The organism is Microbacterium sp. VKM Ac-2923, from assembly GCF_022815605.1.
Lineage (GTDB): Bacteria > Actinomycetota > Actinomycetes > Actinomycetales > Microbacteriaceae > Microbacterium.
The window spans coordinates 640,404-666,039 of the sequence record NZ_JALGRP010000001.1 but is presented as its reverse complement, the minus strand read 5'-3'; the positions used below and the strand labels follow the sequence as shown (position 1 = coordinate 666,039).

The window sequence follows — 25,636 nt, the reverse complement described above, 5'->3', positions numbered from 1 at the left end:
CGAGTCGACGAGATCGAGGTCGAGGAACTACTGAGATCAGGGCACATGTTCTACTCCGCTGGTCGAGAAGGCCGAAGGGACACCACCGCCAAGCGACATGCTCAGCAATGAATCGACCAAAGCAGATGTTTCTTCACCCCTCCCGAATCACTCCCACCCGACACATGCGGGTGAACCCTGTCTTGCGCCGCCGGTCCGACCGTGTCCGGGGATTCCTCACAGAGGATGCTCACCCCCACCTCACCCCCACCTCACCCGCTCACAGCGCACGGGAATGAAACCAACGTGGGCGCATTGACGAGACTCCGAAGATCAATAAGGTGCCCTCGGGCGACGGCGTGCGCCTGAGCGTGTGCGCCCCGCTGTCGGTGTCGGATGCCGGCGACACGATTCGCTCAGCGGCGCGTGCCTCACGGTCGTCGACCAGGGAGACGACTGATTCACCGCCGACGTGATGAAGCAGACCGTCGACATGTCGACGCTCGCGGACGTCGCCCGTGGTCAGCACCGTCGACCTCGAGCGCGCCACGGCTGCACACACCCCCATGAGGCGCACCGCAGGGAGTGAACGACAGCGGCGGGCGACACCGAAGTGCCGCCCGCCGCTGTTATCAGGGGGTCAGGAGATCGCGACCGTCACGATCGGGCTCCACCCGATGTTGCCCGCTGCGTCGTTAGACAGCGGCCGTGACGACCAACATGTCCGACGAGGCGTTCGAAGAATTCCCGAAACGCACCACCCGTCGCCCTGCGGGGAGAGCGAACGTAACTGGCGTCGAGCGGTTGACTGTCGAGCTATCTCCGAGTTGGCCGTATGCGTTGTAGCCCCAGGCTTTCAACGATCCGTCAGACAGCACCGCATACCCCGCGCCCTCAGATGCCCCGAGAGTCTGCACGCCTGCAACACCCAGGACTCGAACCGGTGTTGAGCTGTTCGTCGTCGCACCGTTCCCCAACGACCCCTGATCACCACGACCCCACGCCCAGACCGTTCCGTCGGAACGCAATGCATACGCCATGACGGTACCGCTGACAATCGATGTGACGCCGGACGTCATTCCGATCACTTGGACGGGCGCTCCGCGGTGGACCGTCGTTCCATCGCCCACCTGACCGTCGGAGTTCGCGCCCCACGCCCATACGGATCCGTCCTTCAGGAGTGCTACGGCGGCCTGATTCTGGATGGTCGCGGTGGACACGCTGGTACCCAGCGCGGCCACCTTTCCGGGGGTAGATCGCGAGACGCTTCCCGGGGCCGATCCGTCACCCAACGGGCCCTGGCCCCAGCTATACAGCGAGCCTTCCGCCGTGACGGCGAACGCCGAGTACCCGTTCGCCATGATCTGGGTCACATTTTTCATCACGGAGCTATCAACCGGTGTGGGCACCGACCGATCACTTCTTGAGGTCGTGCCCATCATGCCCACCTGCCCCCACCCCCAGGCCATGACGGTGCCGTCCGACAAGAGTGCAAACGATGCGCGATACCCGAGAGCGATCTGTTGAACGTTGCTCAGATTCAACACGGGAGCCCACGAGGCCCGCGACGTGGTGGTCCCATCGCCGAGCTGGCCTCGGTCGTTGCCGCCCATGCCCCATACCGATCCGTCCTCAAGGAGAGCGAGGAAGAACTGGGGGTTGCCTCCCACGATCTGCTTGACAGGCGACGGGAACTGGAGCTGCGTTTGGTAGGCCTGAGTTTGAGCGTTGAATGTCCTACCCACCGCGACGACATTCGACCCGAGCACCGTGAAGGACTTCGAGGCCGATGTCCCGTTGCAGATGGCGGTGAGGGTCTCTTGCTTCCCGGGCACCGTCCATGGGGCCCCAAGATCGACGCTGGTTGTCCCGATTCCTGATGAGTCCGTCACGGGGGACGTCGGGCTGAAGGTCGCGCCGCTCGGCCCAGAGAACAAGACGACCGCCCCCGCGACGGGTTGGCTCTGCGTGTCGCGCACGGTCGCCGTCACAGTCGCCGCTCCCGCAGCAGGAAGCTGATCACTCGGCGCCGCGGACAGCGTCACCGTCCTGTCGTTCGATCCAGCGAAAGCAGGAGAACCGGCCGTCATGACGATCGCGGGTACGGCCAAAGCGGCTCCGGCGAGAACGGTCCGTCGAGACGGAACGACCGGGGAGGACCCGGGCCGCTCGGCGCGGGTCACAGACGTGGGTGGTGTCGCGGGGAGTTCGAGTTTGCTCATTGACAAGAATCCATTCAGGTTCGTCCTGCGTCCGGGGTCCCGGCGTGAATGCCACGTGCCGGGCATTGCAAGTCTTCCAATCGCCGTGCTGGCGAGCATCGGGCGAGGACTCGAACTCGCCGGGTTGAAGCTTGCTGAGCACCGATCACGCGTGGTCGCAGCCGGGTGACGCTCAGGTGACGTCGAGAGGTCTGATAGCCGCGGCGAGCACACGGGGCTCGGTCTTTCTGCGAATCCATACCGCGGCGTCGCCCGTCAGTGCCGGGTGCGGGGCTCGCCCTGCGCCGATGAGGTGGGGGTCGTCGGCGAGCCGCCGGTCGCGATGGATATCACCCGTCATCTCCCCCTCTTGGATGGCCCGAGTAATCCCCACCCCACCCGTTCACGCGCCAGGTCGCCCGCCTCACCCGCTGACCGGCCGCATCTTTTTGAGCGAACCGACCGCGCCAGGATTAGACCCGGTCACGGTGAATGGTTGGACGATGCTCACGCTCCCCGAGACGACGGTGATCGCGGTCCTGGGTCCCGACGTCTCCCATGGGGTGCCCGGATCGACGGTCCCCGAAAGATCGCCATCTGAGTCAGTGGTTCGACCGAAGGGATGAATGACGAGCCGGAAAGACCGCTGACGCTCACGGTGGTGCTCGCGAACGGGACGCCGTCCGGGCCTGTGACCGTCGGCGAAATCGGCGACCTCCCCGCGGCCGTCACGCGCACTTGTGGCAACACCAGCGCGACGAGCCGGTCGACGGAAGCGGCGAATGCCGGAGGCGACGTTACGGCGACGACAGCCGGGACGGACCACCCGGCCGCGGCAGGCCAGCCTCGACGGGACACATCTGATCTGCCGGTGGTGAGCCTTGTCCATAGTTCGTGCATGACTGCATCGGTTGCCTCGGGCGTGTGCGGCATTCGGGGACTCCTGCCGTCGGGCACTGCAGCCCCAGGCGTCGTGTCCGGGATTCTCCGATTTGACCGAGGTGCACTTCGGCGGACGGCGGTTCACCCGCAACCTCACCCGCGGCGCCCATCGTCGAGAAGCGAATCGCCAAGCCCGCGTGGCTGCCGCCCGCGAAGACCGCGGGTGCACGGGGTCGCAGAGAGCAACATCGGCACGAACGACAGCGGCGGGCGACACCGAAGTGCCGCCCGCCGCTGTTGTCAGTGGGTCAGGAGATCGCGATCGTCACGATCGGGCTCCACCCGATGTTTCCCGCTGCGTCGACGGCACGCGAGCGGATCTGATAGCGACCCTTGGGGTACTGGCCGGAGTCGAGGCTCGTACGCCAGAGTCCGTCGCTGCCGCGGACGGCATCGCCGAGCTTGGTCGAGCCCGCCCAGTAGCTGACACCGGTCACTCCGACGTTGTCACTGGCGGAGGCGACGAGGTCGCCTCTGCCGGAGATCGTCGTGCCCGTGGTGGGGCTGACGATCGACGTCGTCGGGGCGGTCTTGTCGGCCCCGGCGGTCGGCGACGGCGTCGGAGTGGGCGACGCGGTCGGCGTCGGCGACGCTGTGGGTGTCGGCGAAGCGGTCGGCGTCGGCGACGCAGTCGGCGTCGGGGTCGGGGTCGGCGTCGGGACGGAGCCGGTCGACGCGACCGTGGCCAGGTAGCCGTAGTACTTGTTCGGCGAGGAGCCGGCGGCCGACGGGCTGCCGAACCACGTGTGGCCCTTCGCGTCGGCTGCGGACGCCTGCCCGATGACCTGTCGGATGACCTGAGGAGTGGACAATCCGGGGCAGCTGCCCGTGGCGAAGCAGTTCAGGACCACACCGCTGAGAGCCGCGGTGGCCATCGACGTGCCCGATTGGATGTACCCGAAGCGGTCGCCCTTGAGGGTGGTGTAAGGGCACGTGCCGGGCGCTGCCAGCGTGTGGGCCTTGTCGGCGGCAGAGACGGCGTAGTTCGTGTTCGCCCACGGCGAGTCGTCCTTGGTGGCCAGGCCGCACGTGCTCGCGGCCAGTCCACCGGGCTTGCCGTCGTAGTCGGCCATGTTGGTGGCCACAAGAACCTCGTCGTACGAGCCGGGGAGGACGCGCCCGAGGTCGGTGTTGCCGTTACCGGCTCCGGACACCACGACGACGCCCTGCGACGTCAGCTTGCAGATCGACTGGTGAAGCGCATCGCTGTTGGAGAAGCCGCAATTGCCGTCGTCGACGCCTTCGAAGCCGAGGCTCATGTTGGCGACTTTGATGTTGTAGGTCGCTGCATTCGCGACGACCCAGTCGACGCCGCAGAGCACCGAGGAAAGCGTGCCCTTGTTCTTGGCATCCATCACGCGAACCGAATAGATCGGTGCGCCGGGGGCGACCCCGACCGTGCCGAAATCATTGTCGTACGCGGCGATGTAGCCCGAGACGCCGGTGCCGTGACCGTTGCCGTCGCGCTCGTCGCTGGTGCCGAGGCAGTTGACCGCCTTGACGAGGTTGTAGTCGATGTGCGGGTTGACGCCCGAGTCGATCACCGCGACCGCGGGTCCGGTCCAGGCCGTCTGCACCCCATCGCCGGCGTTGACCGGCGGCTTGTCCGCCTGCACGGTCTTGGGCGTGGGGGTATCGGCCTGCGCGAAGCCCTCGACCTCGACGTCGGCCGTGAGGGCACTGACGCGGCGGTCGTTCGCCAGCGCAGTCGCCTCGGCGGCCGTGAGCGACGCCGCGAACCCGTTCAGGGCAGCGGTGTACCGGTCGTCGATGTCGACGCCGTAACGGGCCGCGAGAGCGGCCGCGTCCACGCCGTCAGCGAGTCCGATGACGTAGTCACCGGCGGGACGCGTGGCCGCCGATGCCGGCGATGCGCCGACCACACCGGCGAGCAGGACAGCGGCGACAGCCACCATCGCGCCCGCGGGGCGATAAATCTTCAATGCCATTCCCTCTACCCTCGCGAAGAACTCAGGGCGGAGTGATAGGAAAGCCCGCCGACAGACAGAATAGGGCCAGAACGTTTCAACCAGGTGACGGGGCGCAGATTCTTTGGTATAGCTTCAGACTTCGTTGAGCGCGAGAAGTGCCCCGATCTCTGCATTCTCGTCGGAGGGATCGACGCGTCCGCGCCTCCGGGGCGCGGCCTCCGCATCCACGGAGGCCGTCACCGCTGACGTCACCCCTGCCCCACCGAGCACGCTCGGCATGTGTCCGTTCATTCCGGGGAATGAATCCGCTGGCGTCGCGTTCACTAGACTCAGAAGAGCAACAACGTGCTCCGGGGTCGGTGAGAATCCGAACCGGCGGTGACAGTCCGCGAACCCCTCCGCTCAGCGGTGGGGCCGATCCGGTGGAATTCCGGGACCGACGGTGATGCGACGGGTATCCGTCGCTAGTCCGGATAGGAGGCAGCACGGATGGCGCGTCGCGCCCTCCCGCTGACCCTGCCCCCGGACACCGCGGGAAGGACAGGGAAATGGCATCCGCCGTCGAGATCGACGCCATGGGGCGAGCGCTGCAGCTCGCCCGTCGCGGCCCGCGCGGGCTCAACCCGCAGGTCGGCGCGGTCATCCTCTCCCCCGACGGCGACGTGCTGGCCGAGGGATTCCACCGCGGCGCCGGCACCCCCCACGCGGAGGTCGACGCGCTCTCGCAGCTGGCGCCGGATGCCGCGCGCGGCGCCACCGCCGTGGTGACACTCGAGCCGTGCAACCACACCGGCCGCACCGGACCGTGCGCCCTCGCCCTGATCGACGCCGGCATCACGCGCGTCATCTACGCCCTCGACGATCCCACGGACGCCGCCGCCGGTGGTGCCGATCGACTCCGCGCCGCGGGGGTCGATGTGGAGACCGGACCGGAACGGGATGCCGCCGAGGCGGTGATCCACGACTGGATCGCACTGCAGCGCACCGGCCGCCCGCACGTCACCGTCAAGTGGGCGCAGAGCCTCGACGGCCGTGCCGCCGCTGACGACGGCACGAGCCAGTGGATCACCGGCCCCGCCGCCCGCCGCGACGTGCACGACCGTCGCGCGCAGGCCGACGCGATCGTCGCGGGCACGGGCACCGTGCGAGCCGACGACCCCGCCCTGACCGCGCGGGCCGACGACGGTTCGCTGCGCGACGCCCAGCCGATGCCGGTCATCATCGGCGAGAGCGAGACGGCCCCGGATGCCGCCGTGCGCCGCCACCCGCGTAGGCCCCTCTTCTATGCGACGCACGACCTGCGGGCGGTGCTCGCCGACCTCGCCGAACAGGGCGTGCAGCGGGTTTTCGTCGAGGGCGGACCGACCCTCGCGAGCGCCTTCGTGCGCGAGGGGCTCGCCGACGAACTGCTCGTGTACGTCGCCCCCGTGCTGCTGGGCGGCTCGCGCCTCGCCCTCGCCGACATCGGGGTCGCGAGCATCGCAGGCGCCCGGCGGCTGGCCGTGGCATCCGTTTCGCCTCTCGGTGACGATCTGTTGATCGTCGCCCACCCGGCCGTGGCACACGGCGATACGGCACCGGACGAGCCGGATACCGCGGAACGTGCGCCCGCCTCACCCACCCCCGACAGCAGAAACAACAGAGGAGACGCCTGATGTTCACCGGAATCGTCGAAGAGATCGGCGCCGTCACCGCCGTGCAGCCGTCGGGCGACGGCGTGCGGCTGACGCTGCGCGCCCCCCTCTCGGTGTCGGATGCCGGGCATGGCGACTCCATCTCGGTCAGTGGCGTGTGCCTCACCGTCGTCGACCAGGGCGACGACTGGTTCACCGCCGACGTGATGAAGCAGACGCTCGACATGTCGACCCTGGCCGATGTCGGCCCGGGACGCACCGTCAACCTCGAGCGGGCCACGGCGGCGCACGGCCGCCTCGGCGGACACATCGTGCAGGGCCACATCGACGGCACGGGGGTCGTTCGCGAGGTGCGGCCGGGTGCGCAGTGGAGCGTCGTGCGGGTCGGCATCCCGGCTCACCTGGCCCCCCTCGTCGTCGACAAGGGCTCGATCGCGATCGACGGGGTCTCGCTCACCGTCAGCGCCGTCAGCGGGGCCCCCGACCCGCAGCCGTGGCTCGAGGTGTCGCTGATCCCCGAGACCCTCGCGGCGACCACGCTCGGCCGCGCCGAGGCCGGAACCGCCGTCAACCTCGAAACCGACATCCTGGCGCGGCACGTGCAACGCATGCTCGCCTTCCGCACGACCGCCGGCGCGTCCGGCGACAACGAAGAGAACCCCGCGGCCTCGGCCGCAACGACCGAGAGGGGCTCCGCATGAGCCTGTCCACCATCCCCGAGGCCCTGGAGGCCCTGCGTCAGGGGCGGCCCATCCTGGTCGCCGACGACGAGAACCGCGAGAACGAGGGCGACGTGATCATCTCGGCGCAGCTCGCCACCCCCGAGTGGCTCGCCTGGACGGTCCGCTGGTCGAGCGGCTACGTCTGCGCGCCCATGCCCGGCGAGTGGGCCGACCGCCTCGACCTCCCCCCGATGGTCGAGGTGAACCAGGACGCCCGCGGTACGGCCTACACGGTGAGCGTCGATGCCGCCACCGGGGTCAGCACGGGAATCAGCGCCTCCGACCGCTCCCGCACCCTCAACGTGCTGGCCGACCCCGGATCGGCGCCGACGAGCCTCATCCGTCCGGGGCACGTCCTCCCCCTCCGCGCCGTCGACGGGGGCGTGCGCGAGCGCGCGGGCCACACCGAGGCCGCCGTCGACCTCATGCGGCTCGCCGGCCTCGAGCCGGTCGGCGCGATCGCCGAGGTCGTGGCCGAGGACGGCAGCATGATGCGCCTGCCCGGACTGTTCGAGCTCGGCGAGCGCGACGGCATCCCGGTCATCACGATCGAGCAGCTCATCGGCCACCTGAACGAGATCGACCCGCTTCCGGCGGCAGTCCCGGCCCGCCGCCGTGTGAGCCTGCGCGCCGAATCGAATGTGCCGACCTCGCACGGCACCTTCCGCTTCCTCGCGTACAAGGATCGCGTCACCGGCACCGACCACCTCGCCGTGGTCTCGGGCGACCTGACCGAGGCGGCGCCGCTGGTGCGCGTGCACTCCGAGTGCCTGACGGGCGAGGCCTTCGGGTCGCTCAAGTGCGAGTGCGGACCGCAGCTGGATGCCGCGCTCGACACGATCGACCGCGACGGCGGCATCGTCATCTACATGCGCGGACACGAGGGTCGCGGTATCGGCCTCATCAACAAGCTGCGGGCGTACAACCTGCAGGAGCGGGGCCTGGACACCGTGGATGCCAACCTGGCCCTGGGCCTGCCCGCCGACGCGCGCGACTACGCCGCCGCCGCCGGCATCCTGGCCGACCTGGGGGTCGACAAGGTGCGGTTGCTGACGAACAACACCGACAAGGTCGCGCAGCTGCGCGGTCTCGGCCTCGACGTGGTCGAGCAGGTACCCCTTCTCGTGGGCGTCGGTCCCAACAACCACCAGTACCTCGAGACCAAGCGTGACCGCATGGGTCACATCATCGGCGAGGACGATCTGCGCGACGCCCTCGCGCACACGAAGGAAGAGAGCGCCTGATGGCCGGCAGTGGAGCACCCGAGACCGGCGGCGTCGACGCCTCCGACCTGAACATCGTCGTCATCGCCGGCACCTGGCACGAGCTGATCACCGACGGCCTGATCGCGGGCGCCCAGCGGATCCTGGATGCCACGGGAGCCACCTACCGCGTCGTGCGGGTTCCGGGCTCGTTCGAGCTGCCCGTCGCGGCGCGTGCCGCATTCGACGGCGGGGCGGATGCCGTCGTCGCCCTCGGCGTGATCATCCGGGGCGGGACGCCGCACTTCGAGTTCGTGTCGTCGGCAGCGACCGACGGTCTCACGCGAGTCGCCCTCGACGCGGGCAAGCCCGTCGGCTTCGGTGTGCTGACGCTGGACGACGAGCAGCAGGGCCTCGATCGCGCCGGGCTCGAGGGCTCGAAGGAGGACAAGGGCGAGGAGGCCGCGGACGCCGCGATCCGCACCGCCCTCGTGCTGCGGGAGCTGCGCGGCTGACGCGTACCGGGGCGTTGCGGCCTCGAGGCGGAAGACGCGTGCCTGGACCGCTGCCGCGAGGCCGCGAGGGACGCGTGCCTGGACCGCTGCTCCGAGGCGCGAGGGACGCGTGCCTGGACCGCTGCTCCGGGCCGCGAGGGACGCGTGCCTGGACCGCTGTTCCGGGGCGCAAGGGACGCGTGCCTGGACCGCTGCTCCGGGGCGCAAAATGTGCAACGGGGCGATTGGCGGTCGCCCCGGTGCACATCCCATGCCCCGGTCCGGGCTGCGCCCCCCGCTGGGCGTCGCCCCGGTGCACATTCCACGCCCCGGTCCGGGCTGCGCCCCCGCTGGGGGTCGCCCCCCGGTGCACACACTCAGCTCGGTCCGGACTTCGGCGGCACGCGGGCAGCGCGACGCGAGACTGAGGTGCGCCTTGCTGGCGACGGGGCCCACGGCATCCCTACCCTGACGGTATGGAGACCCTGCGCAACGTCGTCGTCCTCGTGCATCTCGTCGGCTTCGCCGTGCTCTTTGGCGCATGGGTGGTCGAGGCCGTCGCGCGGCGAGTGCACGTGACGCCGTTGATGAACAACGCGCTGGGCATCTCGCTGCTCACCGGTCTGATCCTGTCAGCGCCGTGGGGACTCGATCACGATCTCAACTACGCCAAGGTCGGCATCAAGCTCGTCGTGCTGCTCGTGATCGGCGCCCTGCTCGGCATCGGCTCCGCGCGTCAGAAGCGCACCGGTTCGCTTTCGCCGGCGCTGTTCTGGCCCGTCGGCATCCTGACTCTGCTCAACGCGGGACTCGCGGTCATCTGGCGCTGACCCCAGCCGGGATCGCCCGCTCAGCGAACGCATAGACTGGAGGGTCTGACGTCCCTGACGCGGGGACGTCCCGGTGATCTCTCGTGCCCGCCCTCGCCACCACCCCCGTGATGGCGGTGCGACACCGCCGCATCCCACCCCGGACGCGACCGTTCGACCCTCTCGTCAGGCGATCATGACCTCCTCCACCTCCACCACCCGCTCGACCGCCGCTCCGGCCAACCCACGTTCGCGTGTCATCACCGCGAGCCTGGTCGGAACGACCATCGAGTTCTACGACTTCTACGTCTACGCCACCGCCGCGGTTCTCGTGTTCCCGGTCCTCTTCTTCCCCACCGGCAACGACACGACGTCGCTCCTGCTGTCGTTCAGCGTCTTCGGCGCCGCCATGGTCGCGCGCCCGCTCGGCGCCGTGGTCTTCGGCCACTTCGGCGACCGGTTCGGCCGCAAGGCCACGCTCGTGGCATCCCTCCTCGTGATGGGCGTCGCGACCTTCCTCATCGGATGCCTGCCCACCTTCAACGAGATCGGCGTCTGGGCGTCGATCCTGCTGCTCGTCATGCGTCTGGCACAGGGCTTCGCGCTCGGGGGCGAGTGGTCGGGGGCGGCCCTCGTGGCCACCGAGAACGCCCCGAAGGGCAAGCGCGCCCTGTTCGGCACGTTCCCGCAGCTGGGCGCCCCGATCGGCTTCATCATCGCCAACACGGTGTTCCTCGTGATCAACTTCGCGCTGCCGCACCCCGACGGCACCGCTCAGCGTTCGGCGGAGTTCCTCGCGTGGGGCTGGCGCGTGCCGTTCCTGTTCTCGGCCCTGATGGTCATCGTCGGGCTGTACGTGCGTCTCAAGCTCGTCGAGAGCGAGTCGTTCTCGAAGGCCGAGAAGACCGGCGCGATCAAGAAGTTCCCGCTCGGCGCGGCCCTGCGCGGCAACTGGAAGCAGCTGATCCTCGGCACGTTCATCATGCTGGCGACCTACGTGCTGTTCTACCTGATGACCAGCTTCACCCTGTCGTACGGCACCAAGGCCACCCTCGAGGGCGCCGCGGCGGCCGCCGAGAAGGCCGGCACCCCGTTCGACGCCGCCGCCTACGTGCCGGGCCTCGGCTTCGGCTACACGGACTTCGTCATCATGCAGATCATCGGTGTGGTGTTCTTCGGCGTCTTCACGATGCTGTCCGGCCCGGTCGCCGACGCGATCGGCCGCAAACGTCTGTTGATCGGCGTGACCCTCGCGATCATCGTGTTCGGCCTGACGTTCTCGATCTTCCTGCTGCCGCAGGCCGACCCGAAGTTCACCGGTGCTCTGGTGCAGGCGTTCCTGGTGTTCGGATTCCTGCTGATGGGCACCACGTTCGGTCCCATGGGTGCCGTGCTGCCCGAATTGTTCCCGACGAACGTGCGGTACACCGGGTCGGCCATCTCGTACAACGTGTCGTCGATCCTCGGCGCCGCCCTGGCGCCCATCGTCGCCGTGGCCCTGTGGGCGACCGGGGACGGCAACCCGTGGCTGGTCGGCGTGTACCTGTCGGCGATGGGGGTGCTCACCCTCATCGCGCTCGTGCTCTCGCCCGAGACGAAGGACGTCGACTACGACGACAACATCGCCGCCGGAGCGACCGCGCCGTAACGCCGTCCTCCACGGAGCAACGGATGCCACGGGGCCTGGGCCTCGTGGCATCCGTCGTTCCCGCCTGGCCGACGACGCAAGGGCCGTGGCCCGTGCGTCCCGGGCATTCGGACGCGCTGCGACCGGCGACGGCCGGGGGCGGGGCGGGCATGGCCGTCACGGTCCGCGCCCCGCTACCGACGCGGGCAGGCCGTAGCCGGTCCCCGGACCGCGCGAAACACAACGCAGGAGATCCACCGTGGAAGCGGTGCGAGGGGCCGTCGATCCCGACGGGCGGATCAGAAAGTCCTGCGTTGTGCCGTGCGCAGCGCGATTCGGGGCCGGACGACCGACCGTCGATGTCGGTGACGGGAGGTACGGTCGAAGGACCCCCATTTCTTCTCCCGAGGTGAGCATGTCCGTTCCCGCTCCCGCGCGCGGTCGGCGCGGCCGCCGCGTGCCCGAGGGCCCGCGCGCGTCGTTCCGACAGCTGCTGCCCTTCCTGCTCGAGCACAAGCGGACGCTCGTCGTCGTCGCGGTGCTGAGCCTTCTCGGGGCGGGCGCGACGCTCGTGCAACCGCTGCTCGTGGGCGAGGTCATCACGCGCGTGCAGAACACCGTGCCGCTCGGTGCGCTCGTGTGGCTGCTCGTCGGCTTCGTCGTGCTGTCCTCGCTCATCTCGGGCTATCAGCACTATCTGCTGCAGCGCACCGGCACCGCCGTGGTCTACTCCAGTCGACGCCGGCTCATCGCGCGGATCCTCCGGTTGCCGATCAGCGAATTCGACGCGCGGCGCACGGGCGACCTCGTTTCGCGCGTGGGCACCGACACGACGCTGCTGTACGCCGTGCTCACCCAGGGGCTCGCGGATGCCGTGGGCAACGCGCTCATCCTCGTCGGCGCGGTCATCGCGATGGCGTTCATCGACCCGCTGCTGCTGGGACTGATCGTCGTGGTCGTCGGCGCCTCGGTCGCGGTGGTCGTGCTGCTGAGCACCCGCATCCGCACCGCTTCCGCCGACCAGCAGGCCAAGGTCGGCGAGCTGGCCTCGGGCGTGGAGCGGGCCGTGGGCTCCATCCGCACGATCCGCGCCTCGGGGGCGACCGAGCGCGAGGTCGCCGCCGTCACCGAGAACGCTACCGCCGCCTACGCGGCCGGAGTGCGCATCGCCAAAGTGTCGGCGCTCATCGTGCCGGTCGCCGGCATCGCCCTGCAGGTGTCGCTGCTGGTCGTGCTCGGCGTCGGCGGATTCCGGGTGGCATCCGGGGCGATCGACGTGGCGTCGCTCGTGACGTTCGTGATCTTCCTCTTCCTCCTGGTGCAGCCCCTGGCCTCGGCAATCGGTGCGATCACCTCGGTCAACCAGGCCCTCGGGGCCCTCGGACGCATCCAGGAGGTGCTCGATCTGCCCCTCGAGGACGACGGCGACCACCGAGGCCCGGCGTCGGCCGTCACGGGGGCGGCGACCCTCGAGTTCCGCGACGTGCGCTTCCGCTACCCCGACCACGTCGTCAAAGCTCGCGAGGCCGCCGCGAAAGAGGCTCGCGCGGTGCTCGAACAGGCGCACCTCGAGCGGGCCGCCGACGAGACCGTCGCGGAGGCGCACGAATCCGACGGCGAGGTGCTGCGCGGGGTGTCGTTCACCGTGCCGCACGGAGCACGCGTCGCGCTGGTCGGTCCCTCGGGCGCGGGCAAGAGCACGATCCTCTCGCTGGTCGAGCGCTTCTACGACCCCACCGCCGGTGCCATCCTCGTCGACGGCGTCGACGCGCGCGAACTCGCCCGCGACGACCTGCGCGCGCGTTTCGGATACGTCGAGCAGGACGCCCCGACGCTGGCCGGGACCATCGCCGACAACCTGCGGCTCGCCTCCCCCGAGGCCACCGACGCCGACTGCGAGCGGGTGCTGCGCGCCGTCAACCTGGGCGACGTGCTGGCGCGCAACCCCCTCGGCGTCGACGCCCCCGTGGGAGAGGACGGCGTCATGCTGTCGGGCGGCGAGCGTCAACGCCTCGCGATCGCGCGAGCCCTGCTGGCCGCTCCCCCTGTGCTGCTGCTCGACGAGTCGACCTCGTCGCTCGACGGTGTCAACGAGCAGCGCATGCGCGAGGCCATCGACGCCGTCGCCGCCGACCGGACGCTGCTCGTCATCGCCCACCGCCTGTCGACCGTCGTCGACAGCGATCTCATCGTGGTGCTCGATCACGGCCGGGTCGTCGGCCAGGGCACGCACAGCGAGCTGGTGGCATCCACTCCCCTGTACCGCGATCTGGCGAAGCACCAGCTGCTCGTGTGAGGCCGGGCGGTGCGCCGCGCGCCGCGCGCCAACCGGGTCGTTGCGCGCGACCGTGGAGAACGCGAGACGGCGTTCCGTCGAGATATCGGCGGCAGCCAGCAACCGACTTGTCGGCGACATGCGATCTCGCGGCAGACCGCCCCGGCGGCGCCGCGCTCAGCAGGCCGGGCGCGGCCAGGACGACGCGCCCGCCCGGCGAGCCGCGCGAGGACGCGACGACGCCCCTCCCGCGCGCCAAGAACGGGAGGGGCGTCGTGTCTGACGCTCGCCCCGCCGCGCGAAACGGCGGGGCGGGACGAGAGCAGGATGCCGGCGGGGCCGGCCGATTCAGGACCGCTGCAGGCGGTACCGGAGAGACGCGAGCTCGGCGCGCAGCGCTGCCGGGAGGTGTGACCCGAAGGTGTCGTAGAACTCCTCGGTGAGGTCGGCCTCCGCCAGCCACGAGCGGGCGTCGATCGAGAAGAGCTCCGCGAGATCGGCATCCGGGAGGTCGAGACCCGAGAGATCGAGGTCCTCGATCTTCGGCAGACGACCGATGGGGCTCTCCACCGCGTCGACCTGACCGTCGACACGGCGGATGATCCAGTCGATGACGCGGGCGTTGTCGCCGAATCCGGGCCAGAGGAAGCGGCCGTCGTCACCCTTGCGGAACCAGTTGACCTGGAAGATGCGCGGCGCCCGGTCGAAGCGGAGCTTCTGGCCGACCTTCAGCCAGTGGCCGAAGTAGTCGCCCATGTTGTAGCCGCAGAAGGGCAGCATGGCGAAGGGATCGCGACGCAGCTCGCCGACGGTGCCTTCTTGCGCCGCCGTCTTCTCGGACGACACCGTCGAACCGATGAAGACCCCGTGCGACCAATCGGTGGCCTCGACGACGAGCGGAACGTTCGTCGCACGACGACCACCGAACAGGATGACGTCGAGCGGCACGCCCTCGGGTGCCTCCCAGTCCGCGGCGATCTGCGGGCACTGCGCGGCACCGACGGTGAATCGCGAGTTGGGGTGCGCGGCGGGGCGACCCGACGCGGGCGTCCACGGGTTGCCCTCCCAGTCGGTCAGGTGCGGGGGCGCCTCGTCGGTCAGCCCCTCCCACCACACGTCGCCGTCGGGGCGCAGTGCCACGTTGGTGAAGATCGTGTTGCCCCACAGGGTCTCGATCGCGGTGACGTTGGTCGACTCGCCGGTACCCGGTGCGACACCGAAGAATCCGGCCTCGGGGTTGACGGCCCACAGACGTCCGTCCTCGCCGGGACGGATCCAGGTGATGTCGTCGCCGAGGGTCTCGACCCGCCAGCCGGGGATGGTGGGGCGCAGCATCGCGAGGTTCGTCTTGCCGCACGCCGACGGGAAGGCGGCGGCCACGTGGTAGGCCTTGCCCTTCGGGTCGATCACGCGGATGAGCAGCATGTGCTCGGCGAGCCATCCCTCGTCGCGGCCGATGACCGAGGCGATGCGCAGCGCGAAGCACTTCTTGGCCAGGATCGCGTTGCCGCCGTATCCCGAGCCGAACGACCAGACCTCGAGAGTGTCGGGGAAGTGGACGATGTACTTCTCGTCGTTGCACGGCCAGGTCACGTCGGCTTCGCCCGGAGCGAGCGGTGCACCGACCGAGTGGACCGTCTTGACCCACGGAGCGCCCGTCGCGACCTGCTCGAGCACCGCGGTTCCGACGCGCGTCATGACACCGATGGATGCCACGGCGTAAGCGCTGTCGGTGATCTGCACGCCGATGTGGCTGAGGGGACCGCCGACCGCGCCCATCGAGAAGGGGACGACGTACATCGTGCGCCCGCGCATCGAGCCCTCGAAGACGCCGTTCAGCGTCTCGCGGATCTCGGCCGGAGCGATCCAGTTGTTGGTGGGGCCGGCATCCTCTTCGCTCTCGGAGGCGATGTAGGTGCGCGACTCGAGGCGGGCGACGTCGCCGGGGTGCGAACGGGCCAGGTACGAACCGGGGCGCCACTCGGGGTTGAGCTTGATGAGCTTGCCCTCGTCGACCATCTCGCGCAGCAGCGCGTCGTGCTCGGCGGGCGAGCCGTCGACCCAGTGGATGTGGTCGGGCTGCGTGAGGGCGGCGACCTGGTCGACCCAGGCGGTGAGCGCGGCGAGCCCCGGGCCCTCGACGGCGGGGCGGACGCCGTGACCGGGGCGGGCGGCACGGGCCGGCGCAGCGGTGCGCGGGGCGGAGGCCGACGAGCGGTCGGCGCGGGTGCTGAAGATGTCGGCGAGAGCCATGTCGTTCTCCTCGGTTGAGAGCAAACTCGGTGTCGTTCCTCCATGTTGGAGGGTTTGGAACCCCACTTTCGCGTCACTGGACGTGTAAGAAACGATGTTCTTTCGATATAGTCAAGGAATGGCGTCGACGTTCGAACTCACCACCCTGGGTCACCGCATCCGTCACCACCGCCTGTCGCGCGGACTGACCCTCGACGAGCTCGGAGCGCTGGTCGGGGTGGCGGGCAGTCAACTGAGCCTGATCGAGAACGGCAAACGCGAACCCAAGCTGTCCCTGCTGCAGGAGATTGCGCGCGCCACCGAGACAGAGGTCGCCGAACTCCTCTCGACGGAACCACCCAACCGGCGCGCGGCGCTGGAGATCGAGCTCGACCGGGCGCAGACCAGCCCGTTCTTCCGGCAGCTCGGCATCCCCCCGGTCAAAGTGACGAAGGGCACGAGCGATGACACGATCGAAGCCGTGTTGGGCCTGCATCGCGAGCTGCAGCGTCGCGAGCGCGCGACCATCGCCAGCCCCGAAGAGGCCCGCCGCGCCAACACCGAGCTGCGCCTGCGCATGCGCGAGACCGGCAACCACCTGCCCGAGATCGAACGGCTCGCCGAGAAGCAGCTCAAAGCCGCGGGGCACGCCACCGGCGCCCTGACCCACCGCACGGTGAGCATCATGGCCGAGCAGCTCGGCTTCGAGCTGATCTACGTCAGCGACCTCCCGCACTCCGCCCGCTCGGTCACCGACCTCGAGAACGGCCGCATCTACCTGCCGCCGGCCTCCATCCCCGGCGGCCACGGCCTGCGATCGATGGCGCTCCAGGCGATGGCGCACCGCCTGCTCGGGCATCGACCGCCCACGGATTACGCGGACTTCCTGCAGCAGCGCCTGGAGATCAACTACTACGCCGCGTGCTGCCTCATGCCCGAGACCAGCTCGGTCGCGTTCCTCACGCAGGCGAAGAAAGACCGCAACCTCGCCGTCGAGGACTTCCGCGACGCGTTCGGCGTCACGCACGAAGCCGCGGCGATGCGCATGACCAACCTCATGACGGCGCACCTCGGCATCCATCTGCATTTCCTGCGCGTCGACGGCGACGGCGCCATCTCGCGCGTGTACGAGAACGACGCACTGCCTCTGCCGACCGACGTGACGGGCTCGGTCGAGGGGCAGATCGTGTGCAAGAAGTTCTCGGCGCGATCGGCCTTCGCCGAACACAATCGCACCACCGAGCACTACCAGTACACCGACACCCCCGCCGGGACCTTCTGGTGCTCGACGCAGACCGGCACCACGAGCGACGGCGACTTCTCGATCACCGTGGGCGTGCCCTTCGACGACGCCCGGTGGTTCCGCGGCCGCGAGACCTCCACGCGCGGGGTGTCGCACTGCCCCGACGAGTCGTGCTGCCGGCGCCCCGACACCGAGGCCGCGGAGCGGTGGCAGGGCAAGGCATGGCCGAGCGCCCGCGTGCACCGGCACATGTTCTCGCCCCTCCCCCGCGGAATGTTCCCGGGGGTCGACGACACCGAGGTCTTCGCGTTCCTGGATCGCCACGCGGACGGCTGACGCGCGCGGCACCGAGGCCCTCGCGCGAGGTGCCCGGTCATGACGCCATCGGGGATCTGGCGGCGACACATTCCGGCGACTCGCTCGAGGTCCGGCGGGCGGACACAACGCAGGACTTCCGCGGTCACGCGCTCCCTCGGCCGGGCTGGTGGGCCTCCCCTCGCCCGAACTCCTGCGTTGTGTCCAGGGGAGCCCGCGAAAACGACGGATGCCACGACCCCGATGCTCTGGAGAGCGCGGGGTCGTGGCATCCGGTGTCTCACGCGTAGGGGTTCGCCGTGAGGGTGTACTTCGTCTGCAGGTACTCGTGGATGCCCTCGTCGCCGCCCTCGCGTCCCAGGCCCGATTGCTTCCAGCCGCCGAAGGGGGCCGCGGCGTTGGAGACGACGCCGACGTTGAGGCCCATCATCCCGGTCTCGAGCTTGTCGATCATGCGCTGTCCGCGTGCGAACGACTCGGTGAAGACGTAGGAGACGAGGCCGTACTCGGTGTCGTTGGCGAGGCGCACGGCGTCGTCCTCGTCGTCGAAGGGGATGATCGCGAGCACGGGCCCGAAGATCTCCTCGCGCAGGATGTCGCTCCCCGGCTGCACGTCCGACACGACGGTCGGCTCGAAGAAAGTGCCGGGTCCCTCGACGGGCGACCCGCCGGTGGTGACCGTCGCGCCGCGCTCCACGGCATCCGTTACCAGGGTCCGGGCCTTGTCGACCGCGCGGTCATCGATGAGGGGGCCGATCTGCACGCCCTCCTCGGTGCCGCGGCCGATCTTCATACCCTGCACGCGCTCGGTGACGCGTCGGGTGAACTCCTCGACGACGCTGCGCTGCACGAGGAAGCGGTTGGCCGCGGTGCAGGCCTGGCCGATGTTGCGGAACTTCGCGAGCATCGACCCCTCGACGGCCTTGTCGAGGTCGGCATCCTCGAACACGACGAACGGGGCGTTGCCGCCGAGCTCCATCGACGTGCGGAGCACGCCGGGCGCCGCTTGCTGCAACAGCTTCACACCGACCGGGGTGGAGCCGGTGAACGACAGCTTGCGCAGGCGCGGGTCGGAGATGATGCGCTCCGACACCGGCCCGGTGCTGGTCGTGGTGACCACGTTGACGACACCGGCGGGGACACCGGCGTCCTGCAGGATCTGCGCGAAGAAGAGCGTCGTGAGGGGCGTGAGGGTCGCGGGCTTGATCACCACCGTGCAGCCGGCGGCGAGCGCGGGGGCGATCTTGCGGGTGGCCATGGCGAGGGGGAAGTTCCACGGGGTGATGAGGTAGCAGGGACCCACGGGGTGATGCGAGACGATCATGCGGCCGGTGCCCTCGGGGTTCGCGCCGTAGCGGCCCTGGGTGTGCGCGGTGACCTCGCTGAACCAGCGCAGGAACTCCCCGCCGTACGCGACCTCGCCGCGCGCCTCGACGAGGGGCTTGCCCATCTCGAGCGTCATGAGCAGCGCGACGTCTTCCTTGCGCTCCTGCAGCAGATCGAAGGCGCGGCGGAGGATCTCGGCACGCTGCCGAGCCGGGGTCGCCGCCCATGACGGGAACGCCTCGGCCGCGGCATCCATCGCCGCGACGCCGTCGTCGACCGTGGCGTCGGCGATCTCGTGGATGACGTCACCGGTGGCGGGGTCGTTCACGGCGACGGTCTTGCCGCCGGCCGCCTCTCGCCACTCGCCGTTGATCAAGAGGCCGGTGGGTACGGATGCCAGCAGCTCGCTCTCGCGCGAATCGGTCATGGGTCCTCCTGGATCGGGGCGGGGTTCCCGCCAATTCTCGTCAGCACGTGCAGCGTGGCCGATATACGTGGTGTACAAAGCGGATGCGGGAATAGCCGCGGTGGACGGCGGGCGGGAGCGTGAGCGTTGCGGGTACGCGGCGCCGGCTCCTGCGCGCTCTACTCCGGCATAAACGCGATTCGTGCGCATAAACGCTGCGACACCGTGTTTCCGCGCACGAATGGCGTTTATGCGTGCCGCGCAGCGGCCGGGGCGGTCCGGGGCGCGAAACGCGTTTATGCGCTCCGCGCAGGGGCCGCGACGGTCCGGGGCGCGACGGAGCCGGCGGGTGCGGCCATCACCCCGGCCAGGAAGCGCTCCAGCTCCTCCGGGGCCGAGAGGGGCAGCACGTGCGCCACGTACTGGTCGGGGCGCACGACGACCACGGCCCCCTCGGCACCGATGCCACGCTCGGCGAAGATGTCGGCGGTGGTCCAGGCCGAGGGGGCCGCGGCGAACACCTTCTCGAGGTCGGTGAGCCCCAGTGGCCCCGAGCGCGGGCGGAAGAGCGCCGGCACGTCGACGACGTCCTCCCAGCGTCCGGGGAAGATCACCTTCACATCGAACACGGAGTCGAGGTCGGCACTCTTGGGCGTGAAACGTTCCGCGATGTCCCGTGCGGCCCCCGCCCACTCGCGCAGCGCCGAGCCCTCGGCATCCGCGAAGGCGTAGATCCGCCAGCGACCGTCGCCGCGAGCGTGATGACCGAGATGCACGGCGTTGCCGTCGCACACCCGCACGACCTCGACGCTGTGGAATCGCCTGCCGACGGGGAATCCGGATGCCAGGTCTTGCGCCGGCGCCTCGGATACCAGCGCCGAGGGGGCGTAGTGCGTTCCGAAGCCGGAGGGGAACTCCGCGGTGGCGAGGTAGTACGTCGCCAGTTCGTCGGGGTCGGTGATTTCGCCGGGTTTCCGGGCCATCAGCGACGACCACTCGCGGTCGAAGTCGATGAGCTGCTGGGCGACGGGTCGGCGCTCCTGGTCGTACGTGCGCAGCAACTCCGCCGGTGCGAGCCCGGTGAGCACGTGGCCCAGCTTCCAGCCGAGGTTGAAGCCGTCCTGCATCGAGACGTTCATGCCCTGTCCGGCCTTTGCGCTGTGGGTGTGGCAGGCGTCGCCGGTGAGGAAGACGCGCGGGCTGTCGAGGTCGTCGACGAACCGGTCGGTCACCCGGTGACCCACCTCGTACACGCTGGACCACGCGACCTGCTTCACGTCGATCGAGTACGGGTGCAGGATTTCATTCGCCCGGCGGATCACCTCGTCGATCGGGGTCCGACGCACACGGTGGTCGTCGTCTTCCGCGACCTCGCCGAGGTCGATGTACATGCGGCTGAGGTACCCGCCCTCGCGCGGGATGTGCAGGATGTTGCCCGCCGCGGCGTTGATCGCGCACTTGATACGCCAGTCGGGGAAGTCGGTCTCGACCAGCACATCCATGACGCCCCAAGCGTGGCGGGCCGCGGCGCCGACGTGCGTGCGGCCGATCGCCTGCCGCACGGCACTCCGCGCACCGTCGCAGCCGACGACGTATTTCGCGTGGATCGTGCGCTCCCCCTCCGCCGTGCGCACGCGCACCTCGACGGACTCGTCGCCGACGGTGAGCCCGAGGAACTCGACACCGTAATCGGGCACGATCCGCGCCGGGCCGTGGGCTGCCGCCTCGGCGAAGTAGTCGAGCACGCGCGCCTGGTTGACGATGAGGTGGGGGAACTCGCTGATCTTGAGGCCGTAGTCCTCGGTGCGGCTCGTGCGCACGATGCGCGAGGGGTCCTCCGGGTCGGGCGCCCAGAAGTTCATCCAGCCGATGTTGTACGCCTCGGCGGTGATGCGGTCGGCGAAGCCGAACGCCTGGAACGTCTCGACGCTGCGCGGTTGGATGCCGTCGGCCTGACCGAGGGCCAGTCGACCCTCGCGCTTCTCGATGAGGCGCGTGGTGAGCTGCGGGAACTGCGCCATCTGCGCCGCGAGCAGCATGCCGGCGGGGCCGGATCCGACGATGAGCACGTCCACCCGGTCTGGGAGCTCGGCGGGGCGGTCGAGACCGGTGCCTGCGGCGTTCTGCACGCGCGGGTCGCCCGAGACGTAGCCGTGGTGGTGGAACTGCATCGCTTCTCCTGACGTCGGTGTCGGGTTGCGGTCGCACAGCACGTGTTCTATATTCGAACTCAGTGTTCTGCTACCGAACGAGAGAGTAGCCCGGTCCATGCCCTCACGGCAAGATGCCTCCCCCGCCTCGCAGACCCTGAGCCGCGGCATCCGCTTGCTCGAAGAGCTCGCCGACGCGCGCGCGCCGCTCTCGATCGACGCGCTGGCCGCGCGCGTCGAGCTGCACCGCTCGGTCGCCTACCGACTCCTCCGCACGCTCGAAGACCACGGTCTCATCACCCGGGATGCCGCGGGCGCGGTGCGCCTGGGGACGGGCCTGGCAGCGCTGGCTGCGGGAGTCGCCGCCGACCTCCAGGCAGAGGCACTGCCCGAATTGACGGCCGCGGCGAACGACCTCGGCATGACGTGCTTCCTCGTCGTGCTCGATCACGACGAGTGCGTCACCCTCGCCAGCGTCGAGCCCCGCCACGCGGTCACTGCCGTCGCGCAACGGCCGGGGTCGCGGCATCCGGTGACCCGGGGCGCCCCCGGGCGCGTGATCCTCGCGCAACTCCCCCCGCGCCGGTGGCCCGACGGCCTCGACGCGAGGCTCGCCGCCGAGGTGGTCACGGCCGGCGAGCGCGGGTGGGCGACGAGCCACGACGAGGTCATCCCCTCGCTACGAGCGGTGGCCGTGCCGCTCGCCGTGCAGGGCCGCGAGCCCGCAGCCGTGGCCGCGGTGCACGTCAGGGCGGATGCCGACGACGCAGCGATCGCGGCTCGACTCGAGGCTGCGGCCGAGGTGATTCGCGCGGCGCTCTGAGAGCCGTGGCGCACGTATCGCGGGCACGATCTTCCCGGCACGCTCACGCGGGTCCGTCGGGACGGCGACCGGTGCCCGCTCCGTCGCGCGGTGCGTCGGGATCGCATAGGATCGCTCCCGTCAGGCGCCCGATGTCGTGCGTCGCTGCTCGAAAAAAGGGCACGTAGCGCGAGACCCGCGCGAGACACATACGGCTCATTCCCGTTCCTGTTTCGCGAAAGGCTTCGCATGCCCATCGTCTCCGCGCACGTCGCCCACACCCTCGCCCGCCACCTCGACCACGTGTTCGGGGTGATGGGCAACGGCAACGCCCATTTCCTCGACGTGCTGCACCGCGAGACCGACGTCACCTTCACCGCGATGCGTCACGAGGCCGGCGGAGTCGTTGCCGCCGACGCGCACTACCGCGCGTCGGGACGCATCGCTGCGGCCACCGCGACGTACGGAGCCGGCTTCACCAACACCCTGACCGCCCTCGCCGAGGCAGCCCAGGCCCGCATCCCCCTGCTGCTGGTCGTGGGAGACGAGCCCACCTCGGGCCCCCGGCCGTGGGGCGTCGATCAGGTCGCCCTCGCCTCGGCGGTCGGCGTGCGCACGTACACGGTCGGAGATCGGGATGCCACGGCCACCGTCCTCATCGCGCTCGAACACGCGCTGACCTATCGCGTGCCGGTCGTTCTCGCCATCCCGTACGACGTCGTGACACGCGAGGCGGGTGCGCTGACGGATGCCGGCACCGTGACGCTCCCCGCGCCCCTCACCCCACGGGGACCCGCGGCGGAGGCGACCCTCGACCGCATCGCCGACACCCTCGCCGGTGCGGAGCGCCCGTTGCTGCTCGCCGGCCGCGGCGCGTGGCTCGCCGGCGCAGGCGCAGCGCTCGGGCGTCTCGCCGAGGTGACCGGTGCGATCACGGCATCCACCGCCCTCGGTCGGGGCATCTTCCCCGACACCACCCACGACCTCGGTGTCACGGGCGGGTTCGGCGCCGCCGGCGCCATGGAGCTCGTACGCGAGGCCGACGTCGCGGTCGTGTTCGGCGCGGGGCTCAACCAGTTCACGATGCGCTTCGGCGAGCTCTTCGCCCCGAGCACGCAGGTTTTCCAGATCGACGTCGCCCCCACCGCCACCCACGCGCAGGTGGGCGGGTTCGTGCGAGCGGATGCCGCTCTGTCGGCCGAGGCGCTCGTGCGGCGCCTGCACGCGCACGGTGCGGTGTCGTCCGGCTGGCGCGACCGCGTCGACGTGGCGCCCCTCCGCGAGCAGGAGCCGGGCGACGGTCTCGCCCCCGACGCCCGCCTCGACCCCCGCTCGGCCGCGGTGCGCATCGCGGAGCTGCTGCCCGAGGATCGCGTGGTCGTCTCCGACGGCGGGCACTTCCTCGGCTGGTCCAACATGTACTGGCCGGTCGCCTCGCCCGATCGGGTCATGATGGTCGGCACCGCCTATCAGTCCATCGGACTCGGCTTCCCCTCGGTCGCGGGAGCCATCGCCGCCCGGCCCGAATCGACCGTCGTGCTCACCACCGGCGACGGCGGCGGGCTCATGGCGATCGCCGACCTCGAGAGCGCGGTGCGCTCCGCGCGGGGCCACGGCATCGCGGTGGTGTGGAACGACGCCGCCTACGGCGCCGAGATCAACCTCTACGGCCTGAAGGGCCTCGCCCGCGAGCCCATGCTGATCCCCGAGGTCGACTTCGCGGCCGTCGCGCGCGGCTTCGGCGCCGAGGGCGTCGTCGTGCGCGAGGTGGCCGATCTCGAAGCCCTGGCCGAGTGGACGCGGCGCGATCCCGAGGACCGCGCCTTCCTGCTGCTCGACCTGCGTATCAGCGGCGACGTCATCGCGCCGTACCAGCGGGAGATCATCAGGGTGAACTCGTGAGCGGGAGCCGGGTCGCCGCGACCGAAGAAGAGACCGGTGCGAACGGCCGAACGCGCGCCGGGGTCGCGAGCCGCCGCTACGGTGATGTCGCATGGGGATGAGAACGCGCGCGGTCGCCACAGGCACTGCGATCGCACTGGTCAGCGGCGCCGTTGTGGTGCTGTACTTCTTCCAGCCCTGGCGTACTTGCGACTATGAGGACACGTCGGCGGGCTGCGCGATGCTGCCGCATGACGCCGCGGCGATGGGGATCGCGGCGATCGCCTTCGTCGTGGGCATCATCGTCCTCGCAGCGGGCGCACTGATGCGCAGGTCGCCCGCGTAATCGAACCCAGCCGCGCCGCCGTGAATGGCAGGCCGTCACGCGTGTCGGCGGTGAGTACACGACAATCTTTATTCATCGATACCTGTACTATCGCCACATGTCCACCGCGACACTCACGGCCACGCTGACACACACCGCGGCGCTCGCCCGCCTTGGGCACGCGCTCTCCGACACGACTCGAGCGGGGGTTCTGCTGGCTCTGCGAGAGGAGCCCGCGTACCCCTCCGACCTGGCCGACGCGCTCGGCGTCTCGAGACAGGTCATGTCGAACCAGCTCGCGTGCCTGCGAGGATGCGGGCTGGTGGAGGCCGTGCCGGAGGGGCGACGTACCCGATACCGGCTCGCGGACCCACACCTCGCGCCTGCATTGGACGAATTGCTGCATGTCGTCCTATACGTGGAGCCCGGGTGCTGCTCCGGCGAAGGGTGCACCTGCGCATGACCACGGCCGCTCCCCGCCCCGCGGTCGACCGCCGTGACACCCTCCACCGCCGCATCAGATGGATCGTCGCCGCAACGATCGCGTACAACCTGATCGAGGCGATCGTCGCGATCACCGCGGGCACGATCGCCTCCTCGTCCGCGCTCATCGGATTCGGCCTGGACTCGACGATCGAGGTCCTCTCCGCCGCCGCGGTCGCGTGGCAGTTCACCCGCCGCGACCCGGAACGGTGGGAGAAGGGCACACTCCGCGTGATCGCCGTGGCATTCTTCGCCCTCGCCGCGTACGTCACGGCGACGTCCGTGATCGCGCTCGTGGGCCGAGCCGACGTGCAGCACTCGACGATCGGCATGGTCCTCACGGCTCTGAGCGTGGTCATCATGCCGTTCCTGTCGCTGACGGAGCGCCGCGCGGGTCGCGAGCTGGGATCGGCCACCGCCGTGGCGGACTCCCGGCAGACCCTCCTGTGCACCTACTTGTCCGCCGCGGTACTCATCGGACTCGTCCTCAACAGCATGCTCGGATGGTGGTGGGCCGATGCGGTCGCCGGACTCGTCATCGCCGCCTTCGCCATCCGGGAGGGCATCGAGGCATGGCGCGGCGACGCATGCGCGACCTCGGCGGGAATGCTCCTCGAGCAGGAGCACAACGACCACGGCGACGAGCACAGGGACTGA

The 25,636-nt window shown here is 69.9% G+C and carries 19 protein-coding genes; 13 read left to right on the top strand and 6 right to left on the bottom strand.

Translation table 11 applies throughout. The features are described 5' to 3' along the window. Positions 1-259: 259 nt before the first annotated feature. The 3 genes from MT347_RS03045 to MT347_RS03035 form a co-directional block, all read right to left on the bottom strand. On the bottom strand, positions 260-508 hold the full coding sequence (locus tag MT347_RS03045; RefSeq protein WP_243497961.1) for a hypothetical protein: 249 nt from the start codon (positions 506-508) through the stop codon (positions 260-262). A 166-nt stretch (positions 509-674) separates the two neighbouring features. Further along, positions 675-2,024, bottom strand: coding sequence for an Ig-like domain-containing protein (locus MT347_RS03040; RefSeq protein ID WP_243497960.1), 1,350 nt, complete (start codon positions 2,022-2,024; stop codon positions 675-677). Between the two features lie 1,346 nt (positions 2,025-3,370). Then, positions 3,371-5,071 (bottom strand): S8 family serine peptidase, encoded by a 1,701-nt coding sequence (locus tag MT347_RS03035; RefSeq protein ID WP_243497959.1) that lies wholly within the window; start codon positions 5,069-5,071, stop codon positions 3,371-3,373. A 530-nt stretch (positions 5,072-5,601) separates the two neighbouring features. Between MT347_RS03035 and ribD the strand changes: the two genes are divergently transcribed. The 7 genes from ribD (at position 5,602) to MT347_RS03000 (ending at position 13,837) form a co-directional block, all read left to right on the top strand. Then, positions 5,602-6,708 (top strand): bifunctional diaminohydroxyphosphoribosylaminopyrimidine deaminase/5-amino-6-(5-phosphoribosylamino)uracil reductase RibD, encoded by a 1,107-nt coding sequence (gene ribD / locus MT347_RS03030; RefSeq protein WP_243497957.1) that lies wholly within the window; start codon positions 5,602-5,604, stop codon positions 6,706-6,708. Next, entirely contained in the window at positions 6,708-7,388 is a 681-nt protein-coding gene (locus tag MT347_RS03025; RefSeq protein WP_243497954.1) for a riboflavin synthase, read from the top strand. The genes ribD and MT347_RS03025 overlap by 1 nt, the downstream gene beginning before the upstream one ends. Beyond that, positions 7,385-8,653, top strand: coding sequence for a GTP cyclohydrolase II (ribA, locus tag MT347_RS03020; protein WP_243497953.1), 1,269 nt, complete (start codon positions 7,385-7,387; stop codon positions 8,651-8,653). The genes MT347_RS03025 and ribA overlap by 4 nt, the downstream gene beginning before the upstream one ends. After that, a complete protein-coding gene (gene ribH / locus MT347_RS03015; protein ID WP_243497952.1) occupies positions 8,653-9,126 on the top strand; it encodes a 6,7-dimethyl-8-ribityllumazine synthase in 474 nt (157 codons plus the stop codon). Before ribA ends, ribH begins: the two co-directional genes overlap by 1 nt. Positions 9,127-9,581: 455 nt before the next feature. Next, positions 9,582-9,935, top strand: coding sequence for a Fe-S protein (locus MT347_RS03010; RefSeq protein WP_243497951.1), 354 nt, complete (start codon positions 9,582-9,584; stop codon positions 9,933-9,935). A 175-nt stretch (positions 9,936-10,110) separates the two neighbouring features. After that, positions 10,111-11,562: an MFS transporter gene (locus MT347_RS03005; protein ID WP_243497950.1), complete on the top strand. Its 1,452-nt coding sequence runs from the start codon at positions 10,111-10,113 to the stop codon at positions 11,560-11,562. A 394-nt stretch (positions 11,563-11,956) separates the two neighbouring features. Beyond that, the gene (locus MT347_RS03000; protein WP_243497949.1) at positions 11,957-13,837 is read left to right on the top strand and encodes an ABC transporter ATP-binding protein; all 1,881 of its coding nucleotides are present in this window, start codon (positions 11,957-11,959) and stop codon (positions 13,835-13,837) included. 327 nt (positions 13,838-14,164) lie between these two features. On the opposite strand, the gene MT347_RS02995 is transcribed toward MT347_RS03000, so the two are convergent. After that, entirely contained in the window at positions 14,165-16,069 is a 1,905-nt protein-coding gene (locus MT347_RS02995) for a phosphoenolpyruvate carboxykinase (GTP) (protein ID WP_243497948.1), read from the bottom strand. A gap of 118 nt (positions 16,070-16,187) precedes the next feature. Here MT347_RS02995 and MT347_RS02990 point away from each other — a divergent pair, with 118 nt between their 5' ends. Continuing rightward, positions 16,188-17,627: a helix-turn-helix transcriptional regulator gene (locus MT347_RS02990; protein ID WP_243497946.1), complete on the top strand. Its 1,440-nt coding sequence runs from the start codon at positions 16,188-16,190 to the stop codon at positions 17,625-17,627. A 259-nt stretch (positions 17,628-17,886) separates the two neighbouring features. On the opposite strand, the gene MT347_RS02985 is transcribed toward MT347_RS02990, so the two are convergent. Together MT347_RS02985 and MT347_RS02980 are read right to left on the bottom strand one after the other, a co-directional pair. Next, positions 17,887-19,359 carry an NAD-dependent succinate-semialdehyde dehydrogenase gene (locus MT347_RS02985; RefSeq protein WP_243497945.1) on the bottom strand — a complete coding sequence of 491 codons (1,473 nt, stop codon included), beginning with the start codon at positions 19,357-19,359 and terminating at the stop codon, positions 17,887-17,889. Positions 19,360-19,634: 275 nt separating this feature from the next. Next, positions 19,635-21,509, bottom strand: a complete 1,875-nt coding sequence (locus MT347_RS02980) for an FAD-dependent monooxygenase (protein WP_243497944.1) — start codon at positions 21,507-21,509, stop codon at positions 19,635-19,637. Between the two features lie 97 nt (positions 21,510-21,606). On the opposite strand from MT347_RS02980, the gene MT347_RS02975 reads away from it, so the two are divergent. The 5 genes from MT347_RS02975 (at position 21,607) to MT347_RS02955 (ending at position 25,636) form a co-directional block, all read left to right on the top strand. Continuing rightward, complete coding sequence (locus MT347_RS02975; protein WP_243497943.1) at positions 21,607-22,311, top strand: IclR family transcriptional regulator; 705 nt, start codon at positions 21,607-21,609, stop codon at positions 22,309-22,311. 228 nt (positions 22,312-22,539) lie between these two features. After that, entirely contained in the window at positions 22,540-24,192 is a 1,653-nt protein-coding gene (locus tag MT347_RS02970) for a thiamine pyrophosphate-binding protein (protein WP_243497942.1), read from the top strand. 91 nt (positions 24,193-24,283) lie between these two features. Further along, positions 24,284-24,517: a hypothetical protein gene (locus tag MT347_RS02965; protein ID WP_243497941.1), complete on the top strand. Its 234-nt coding sequence runs from the start codon at positions 24,284-24,286 to the stop codon at positions 24,515-24,517. 97 nt (positions 24,518-24,614) lie between these two features. Further along, entirely contained in the window at positions 24,615-24,959 is a 345-nt protein-coding gene (locus tag MT347_RS02960; RefSeq protein ID WP_243497940.1) for a helix-turn-helix transcriptional regulator, read from the top strand. After that, positions 24,956-25,636: a cation diffusion facilitator family transporter gene (locus tag MT347_RS02955; RefSeq protein ID WP_243497938.1), complete on the top strand. Its 681-nt coding sequence runs from the start codon at positions 24,956-24,958 to the stop codon at positions 25,634-25,636. Before MT347_RS02960 ends, MT347_RS02955 begins: the two co-directional genes overlap by 4 nt.